The organism is Chryseobacterium sp. BGARF1 (genome assembly GCF_001677955.1).
Lineage (GTDB): Bacteria > Bacteroidota > Bacteroidia > Flavobacteriales > Weeksellaceae > Chryseobacterium.
Genome location: NZ_LELA01000164.1, coordinates 1 through 388, shown reverse-complemented (window position 1 = coordinate 388; position 388 = coordinate 1). Strand labels below are relative to the sequence as shown.

The window sequence follows — 388 nt, the reverse complement described above, 5'->3', positions numbered from 1 at the left end:
ACCTGAAAACTTAATGATTAAAAAAAAATATGGAATTTATTTTATATATCATTCAAAGAAATATTATGAAACCAAAAATTGGGAGTATAAGCTTTTAGGTAATGCACCATTTTTGGTAGAAAATAAAGATGGTAAGATAATTGAGTTTGGAACTTCAAGAGGAATGGATGATTATATTCAAGAATATGAAGCAGGGAGATATCCTTAATTAAAATCTAATTTAACCACCTTCGGGTGGTTTTCTTGTGAAATGAGGATTAATAGAAATGTTATCTTTAAGTGGAGAACTTACCCCCCCCGCTGCCGCACGATTGTATCGTGTGGCTTTTTATTTTACAAACTCTCTCTCAAAAGTTTTATCTTTATAAAAAACATAAAGATGAGCAGA

Annotated in this window: 1 protein-coding gene; it reads left to right on the top strand. The window is 30.4% G+C overall.

Annotated features, from left to right (window positions below):
• Positions 1 to 208: hypothetical protein (locus AB671_RS22585; RefSeq protein WP_410492674.1), on the top strand; the 208-nt coding region annotated here is incomplete at its 5' end.
• Between the last annotated feature and the right edge of the window lie 180 nt (positions 209 to 388).